The 7,175-nt window shown below is 32.1% G+C and carries 7 protein-coding genes; 4 read left to right on the plus strand and 3 right to left on the minus strand.

What is annotated here, in order from left to right; all coding sequences use genetic code 11:
• Positions 1-2,390 (minus strand): choice-of-anchor L domain-containing protein (locus AB8B90_RS07745; protein ID WP_405335371.1); only part of this gene is annotated, 2,390 nt, incomplete at its 3' end.
• Between the two features lie 365 nt (positions 2,391-2,755).
• On the opposite strand from AB8B90_RS07745, the gene AB8B90_RS07750 reads away from it, so the two are divergent.
• The 4 genes from AB8B90_RS07750 to AB8B90_RS07765 all read left to right on the plus strand — a co-directional run bounded on the left by AB8B90_RS07750 (position 2,756) and on the right by AB8B90_RS07765 (position 5,593).
• Positions 2,756-3,658, plus strand: coding sequence for a NifU family protein (locus tag AB8B90_RS07750; RefSeq protein WP_405335373.1), 903 nt, complete (start codon positions 2,756-2,758; stop codon positions 3,656-3,658).
• Positions 3,659-3,719: 61 nt separating this feature from the next.
• Positions 3,720-3,920: a dodecin family protein gene (locus tag AB8B90_RS07755; protein WP_405335375.1), complete on the plus strand. Its 201-nt coding sequence runs from the start codon at positions 3,720-3,722 to the stop codon at positions 3,918-3,920.
• A gap of 60 nt (positions 3,921-3,980) precedes the next feature.
• Complete coding sequence (locus tag AB8B90_RS07760) at positions 3,981-4,685, plus strand: hypothetical protein (RefSeq protein WP_405335377.1); 705 nt, start codon at positions 3,981-3,983, stop codon at positions 4,683-4,685.
• A gap of 95 nt (positions 4,686-4,780) precedes the next feature.
• Complete coding sequence (locus tag AB8B90_RS07765) at positions 4,781-5,593, plus strand: mechanosensitive ion channel family protein (RefSeq protein WP_405335379.1); 813 nt, start codon at positions 4,781-4,783, stop codon at positions 5,591-5,593.
• A gap of 2 nt (positions 5,594-5,595) precedes the next feature.
• Here AB8B90_RS07765 and tsaB read toward each other — a convergent pair whose 3' ends face one another.
• Positions 5,596-6,267 (minus strand): tRNA (adenosine(37)-N6)-threonylcarbamoyltransferase complex dimerization subunit type 1 TsaB, encoded by a 672-nt coding sequence (gene tsaB / locus AB8B90_RS07770; RefSeq protein WP_405335381.1) that lies wholly within the window; start codon positions 6,265-6,267, stop codon positions 5,596-5,598.
• A 17-nt stretch (positions 6,268-6,284) separates the two neighbouring features.
• Positions 6,285-7,175, minus strand: an 891-nt coding sequence (locus AB8B90_RS07775; protein WP_405335383.1) for an efflux RND transporter periplasmic adaptor subunit, incomplete at its 5' end; no start/stop codon positions are given.

Here is a 7,175-nt window from a genome sequence, read left to right on the forward strand (position 1 = left end):
GCCTGACCTCCTACTGCCTGAGCATCACGTAAACTTAAATCAAAACTCGTAAAACCATCGTTGTCATCATCACAAACCTCTAAGGCTGTCAAAACATTGGCAACAGGATTTACTATAACATCTAAATCTAATGTAGTGGTGTTATAACAGGTGTCTTCATTATTAGCTTCTAAACGAACATAAATAGTTTGATTATTAACAATTGTGTTAGTAAATGGTATTGGTAAAGGATTCATTCCAGAATCTGCATCTGCTTGAGTAGCATAATAAGAAACATTTACAGTAGTTGCATCTAGAGCACCTATAACCTCTGAATTTTTTAAACTTAAATCAAATATTGCAAAACCATCAGTATCATCATCACATACTTGAAATGGTGTAACAGGGTTAATAGCTAACATACTAAAGACTAAATCAAAAGTTGTTGTAGAAAAACACTCTTGAGTTGTATCCGCTATTCTCGCATAAATTGTTTGCGGATTTGAAATATTAGTATAAGGACTTGTTAATGGATTTGTATTAGCATCAGCATCTGCTTGTGTTGGATGATACGTTATGACAAAGTCATTTATATCCTGTGACCCTAAAACTTCTGAATCATTTTCAGTTAAATCAAATTCTCCAACACCAGCCAAACTACATATGCTTAGATCTAGAGCCGTATTTGCTGTTGGACTAGGTTTAAACTCAACTTCTATCGAATCAGATGAATCACAACCTGGAGCAAAAACAACATTTACAGAATAAGTACCACTTTCGGTAACATCAATTGTAGATCCTGTTTCGCCAGGAATTACAACACTATCTTTAAACCAAGTATGTGTAGCGGTTGGAGCTTCTGTATCTAGAGTAACTATCTCTCCTTCACATAATGCAGTCCCAGCCGCGATAGTTATATCATCGCCAAGTTCACCTCCTAAATTAAAACTACCTGCTTCAAGAAATATTGCTGAATCCCAAATAGAATCGCCCTCATCTGCAACTACTAACTTTATTTCATAAGCAGTATTAGGTATAACAGTTGCTGTTGCTGTTAGAGGAACTGTTCTTCCTCCATAATTAGTATCATTTAAAAGGTAACCTTCAAAAAAGCCTGGATTATCAGTACAAACGCCTGAATTATTTATATTAGTAACACTAACCGGAGTTCCATCAGGTAACACAGCAAGATTCGTATAGGCTGTAGTCCCAACTTCTCTCAAAAGAAAGGCAAAACTATCTGCAAAATTACACTCAGTGTTACCGTCATATTCTTCAGAAAACATGATATATCTAAAACTAATTTCATCAGCTGTTGGAACAAAATTAAACTTGATAAATGTAGCATCATTTGTGTCAAAAGTTGGATCTGTAGGTGTAAAAAGAGCATCTAAATCTGCATCACCAGCTTGGCCGTTAGCAAAAGACACTAAAGCACCTCCATTAGGTGTGTTTCCTGCTGGAAAAGCTCTACCTGTACTTAGTACAATCCCATCCTCAAAAGGAAAGTCGGCAGCTGCACCACCTTTAGTAAAATAACCATAACTCTTTGTTTGTAAATCACCTGGAGCACCATTAACTTGAAATGAAAAATTATCAACTCCAGAACAGCCTCCTGAAACTAGAACATTTTCTATGAGCTCTTCTGGTGAAAAAGAGGATTCTGGATAAGCTGCATTGTTGATTGTAACAATTGGCTCAAGTACAATAACTGTAATATTTACTATATCAGAACAACCTGTAGGATTGGGATCTGTTACAGTTAGTGTAACATTGTATGTTCCTGGATTGGTATATAAATGGGACACTGAAGTCCCTAAATCAGTAGATGCATCTCCAAAATTCCAAAAATAAGTTGCTCCTGTATCATCATCAGAAAACATTGCACTTCCATCAAAATCTATAGGAGTTCCAGGTGGAACTTCAACAACACCAGCAGTATTAGCCAAAGGATCTGTACTATCGATAGCTGCAGTGATTATTTGACATTGCTCCATACATATAATACTGGCTTCCCAACCAACTGTATTACCTGTTGCATTTGACACAAATTCAAACGTAATACATCCACTCGTATTTGTGTTAGAAGCAGTAACAACTCCTGGACCAGCAACTCCTGAATAAGAGCCTATAACTGGCGCAGTAACATCATCACCATCATAAATGGTTAAAATATCTGTATTCAGTTGTGTACTAAATGATGTAAAGTCTACACTGATAAAATCACCTGGATTTGTAGCGCAAATTGTAGTTACAATATTTTCATCATCTGAATAAGTACCTGTAGCTCCTCCAGAGTCATAAAATACATCTGGCTCACATCTATTAAATGTACCATCTTGCATAAGAAGATCTTGAGCAAAAGAACCAAATGAAAGTAATAATATAAGTAACGTGTATAGTTTCTTCATAATACTTGACTAATCACTAATCTAAATCTTTACCAGAAAGGCTAAAAAAAAATTTAACTCCCTCAAAAACAAATACTTAAGTTATTCGTAATTAATCGTCAAATATAACTTTTACACCAATAAACATTAGCGTGGCAATTAAGCTTTCCATAATAAGAGCGAAATTTAATAAATTTTAACTAATTACATCCTTTTATCAGCTACAAAATTGACAGTTTAACAGTTCAAAACTAGCAAGCAATGTACTTTATAACTCATTTTATCATGCTTTAGTATTTATTAAAAGACTTTGAGTTTCGACAAACCATAAAAAATATAGCAATAAACTAATACTATTAGTATTTTTGCAAAAAAAATGAGCACATATGGAAAATGTAAAAATCTCAATAAAAAACACTTCAAATCCAACTATTATAAAATTTGAAGCTGACAAATTTTTAACGCAACATGAAAGCTATGAATTTAATACTATTGATGATGCTGCACCATCACCATTAGCACAGCAATTGTTCTACTTACCATTTGTTAAAAAGGTATATATATCAGGTAATTTCATTGCTATTGAACGTTTTAATATTGTTGAATGGCTAGATGTACAAGATGAAGTGGCAGAACAAATTGAAACTTACATCAACAACAATGGAGTCATCATTACTGACACTTCGGCTAAAAAGAAAGTACCTGTAACCGTTTACGCCGAAAGCACACCTAACCCGTCTGTAATTAAATTTGTTGCTAATAAAAAACTCGTTAACAACTATCATGAGTTTAAATCTATTGACGATACAAAAAACTCACCTTTCGCTTCTGAATTATTTCATTTTCCTTTCGTAAAAAGTATCTTTTTAGAAGAAAATTTTGTCTCAATAACTAAGTATGATGTTGCAGACTGGAATGATGTTACAATGGAATTGCGAGAATTTATAAGATCTTATATTGAAAATAAAAAAGAAATTATTCTTGTAGATGAACAAAATTCTTCAGAAAAGACTAACGAAGTACTTGATGCGAAATTTGAAGCTTACGATGATATTTCAAAAGAAATTATTAATATTCTTGAAGAATATGTTAAACCAGCAGTTGCAAGTGATGGAGGCAATATTGAATTTCAATCTTATGATGCAGATAGCAAAACAGTAAAAGTAATCTTACAAGGTGCATGTAGTGGCTGTCCTTCATCTACTTTTACACTTAAAAATGGTATTGAAAACATGTTAAAAGAAATGCTAAATGATAAAGTGAATACAGTTGAAGCTATTAATGGCTAGGTTGTTAGACTTTAAATGATTATCTTAGATTTAGATTTAATAATTAATAAAAACTAAAAAAATGGCAGTATTAAAAGTAATTGAAGTTTTATCAAATTCTGATAAAAGCTGGGAAGACGCAACAAAAAAAGCAGTAAAAGAAGCATCAAAAAGCGTTAAAAATATACGTTCAGTTTATGTTCAAGACCAAAGTGCGATCGTAAAAAACGATGACGTAACTGAATTTAGAGTGAATTTGAAATTAACTTTTGAAGTAAAATAGACAATCAGTAGTATTGCTATTGGCATATTTATTGATACATAAAAACAAAAACAACTAATTATGATAAAATCAATTTTTTTAATAATAATACTTATATTTTTTTCTTTTAATTTAAATGCTCAAAATAATACAATTGAACATGATGCTTCAAGACAAAATTTAATTTCCAATAATGGAATGATTTCTTCATTCGACATGAATAACACAACAGTAAAAGGAACTCCATATATTTTGAATGAGTTTATGCCTGGTAAAGTACTTTTTGAGGAACAAACTCAAATATTCAACGTAAGATACAACGCATTTAACGATGTCGTTGAAGTAAAAAAAGACAATGGTGATCTTGATGCGCTTAATAAGGAATTAACTGGTATTACAATAACATTAATAAAAGATAAAAAATCCTACAGAGCTTATAATTATATAGATTCTAAAACTGGTGAGAATAAAAGTGGCTATTTTGTTATTGCATCTAATAGTCCCAAACCTCTTTTAGTTAAAGAAAAAATTGTTTTTAAAGACAAACAAAAAGCTAAAAGCGGTTATGACAAAGCTAGACCAGCTGAGTACAAACGAAAAGATGACCTTTATTTTACATTAAACGAAAAAGGAATTGCAATTGAATTACCTAGTAATAAGAAAGAGTTAGCTAAAACATTCCCAAAACACACAAAAGACGTGTTAAGTTTTATTAAAGCTAATAAAATAAAAACATCAAAACAAAACGATCTCATTAGATTGCTGAATTATATTAATACGTTATAATTCAAAAAAATAAAATTTATTGAAACCGAATGTGTTATCGTGTAGATTATCCATTCGGTTTTTTTATTTTTGACTTCACTAAAAATTAAACACTAATGGACTTACAAAAATGGATTGACAAAGGATACGAGATTATTGTTGATTTCGGCCCTAAAATATTAGCTGCTATAGCCATATGGATTATTGGCTCATGGATTATCAAAGGAATTATTAAAGGCTTAGGAAAGGCAATGCAAAAGCGAGATTATGATGAGAGTCTAAAAAAATTCTTACTTAATTTATTGACTTGGACATTAAAAATCATACTCATTATTGTTGTTCTTGGCACTGTTGGTATTGAAACAACATCATTTGCTGCAATACTAGCTGCTGCAGGTTTAGCTGTTGGATTAGCACTTCAAGGTTCTCTTGCAAATTTTGCAGGTGGTGTGCTGTTAATGATTTTTAAGCCAATTAAAATTGGAGATTTAATTGAAGCTCAAGGCGAATTAGGAGTAGTAAAAGAAATTGAAATTTTCACAACTAAACTTGTAGGTCTAACAAACAGAGAAATCATTATTCCTAATGGCACATTATCCAATGGTAATATCATTAATTATACTACTGAAGGTACACGACGTGTAGACTTAGTATTTGGTGTTGGATACGATTCTGATATTAAGCAGACTAAAGATGTACTTATGAATGTATTAACATCTCATCCAAAAGTACTTAAAGATCCAGCTCCTGCTGTAACTGTTACAGAATTAGCAGATAGTTCTATAAACTTTGCGGTAAGACCTTGGTGTAAAACAGAAGATTATTGGGATGTATACTTTGATGTTACAGAAAACACTAAAGAGGCACTTGATGCAGCAGGTATTGAAATTCCTTATCCGCATGCTGTTGAAATTAAAAAAGAAGGATAATCTTATTTTTTAGATTTTAAAGCAATAAAATCTTTTAAATAATACGGTTCAAAATAGGCGACATCTTCGATGTCGCTTTTTTTATATTTATGGTATGCTAATAAGCTCATTTCATTTGCTGAAGGCAATTTACCTTCAACAAAATTTGCATTAGGATGTGAAATTAATTGCTTTGATTTTTCAACTCCGTTTCCAACAAAATAAACGCTATTAGAGTTAAGATATTCTAAAAAAGAATCTTTGTTCAATATTTGAGCTTCTACACCACGTATCTCTTCAAAGGAAGCTGAATATATTACTGAATACACTTCCAAACGACGTGCATCTAACATAGGCACAATAATTCCATCTTTAGTAATTACTTGAAGTGCAAGAGCGTGCAAAGTAGACACTGAAATTAAAGGAATTCTCAATGCATAACAAAGACCTTTAGCTGCTGACACACCTATTCTTAAACCTGTATAAGAACCAGGTCCTTTACTCACTGCAACTGCATTTATATCGCTTAAAGTTAGTTTTGCAGATTTAACAACCTTATCAATAAATACATGTAAAGATTCTGCATGAGAATAATTGACATTATTATCCTCTTTTAAAACTAAAGTCTCTCCTTCTTTAGAAAGAGAGACTGAACAATTTGTTGTTGATGTTTCAATATTTAATATGATGGCCATATTAATTTAGAATAAAATTAATCTTCAGAAGAAGCTTCTTTATCTTTTTCTTTAGATCTATTTTCTATTTTATCTCCAGATTTTAAAGACTTTGAGACAACGTTGTAAGGACCCGTAATGATTTCATCACCTTCCTCTAAACCAGAAGTTATTTCAATATTAGTGTCATCCTGAATTCCTGTTTTGATAACTCTAATTTTGGCTTCACCATTTTTTGAGACAAAAACACATTCAAATTTCTCTTCATTTTCTGGTTTAATGTCATCTGATGGCGTTTTCTTTTTGTAATCTTTTTTAGCTGAAGATGTATCTGTCTTAATGACTATTGAACTAATTGGAACAGCAACAGTCTTACTTCTTTTATCTGTTATGATATCTACTGTAGCAGTCATACCAGGTCTAAATGGAGAATAGTAATCTGGTTTATCTTTCATAAGATCTTTATAAGATTCTTCAAGTATTCTAACCTTTACTCTAAAATTAGTAACCTGATCTGCCGTAAGAGCTCCTGCAGCTGAGTTGGCTATTTCAGTAACAATTCCTTTGAATTCTTTCTTTAAGTATGCATCAACTTCAACAATAGTCGAGTCTCCAATTTGGACTTTTACAATATCGTTTTCATTAACATCAACTTCAACTTCCATGTTATTAAGGTTAGCTACTCTTAATATTTCTGTTCCAGCCATTTGCTGAGTACCAACAACACGTTCACCTAATTCTACGTTTAGCAAAGAAATAGTACCACTCATAGGTGCATAAATTTCTGTACGACTCAAATTGTCTTTTGCTTCATTAACAGTAGCTGCAGCGCTTTGTACACTATAATAGGCAGAACTTTTTCCAGCGACAGCAGTTTCAAAAGAGGCTATTGACCGATCCCAGTCTGCTTTAGATATAACACCCTTTTC

The organism is Psychroserpens sp., from assembly GCF_045105015.1.
GTDB lineage: Bacteria > Bacteroidota > Bacteroidia > Flavobacteriales > Flavobacteriaceae > Psychroserpens.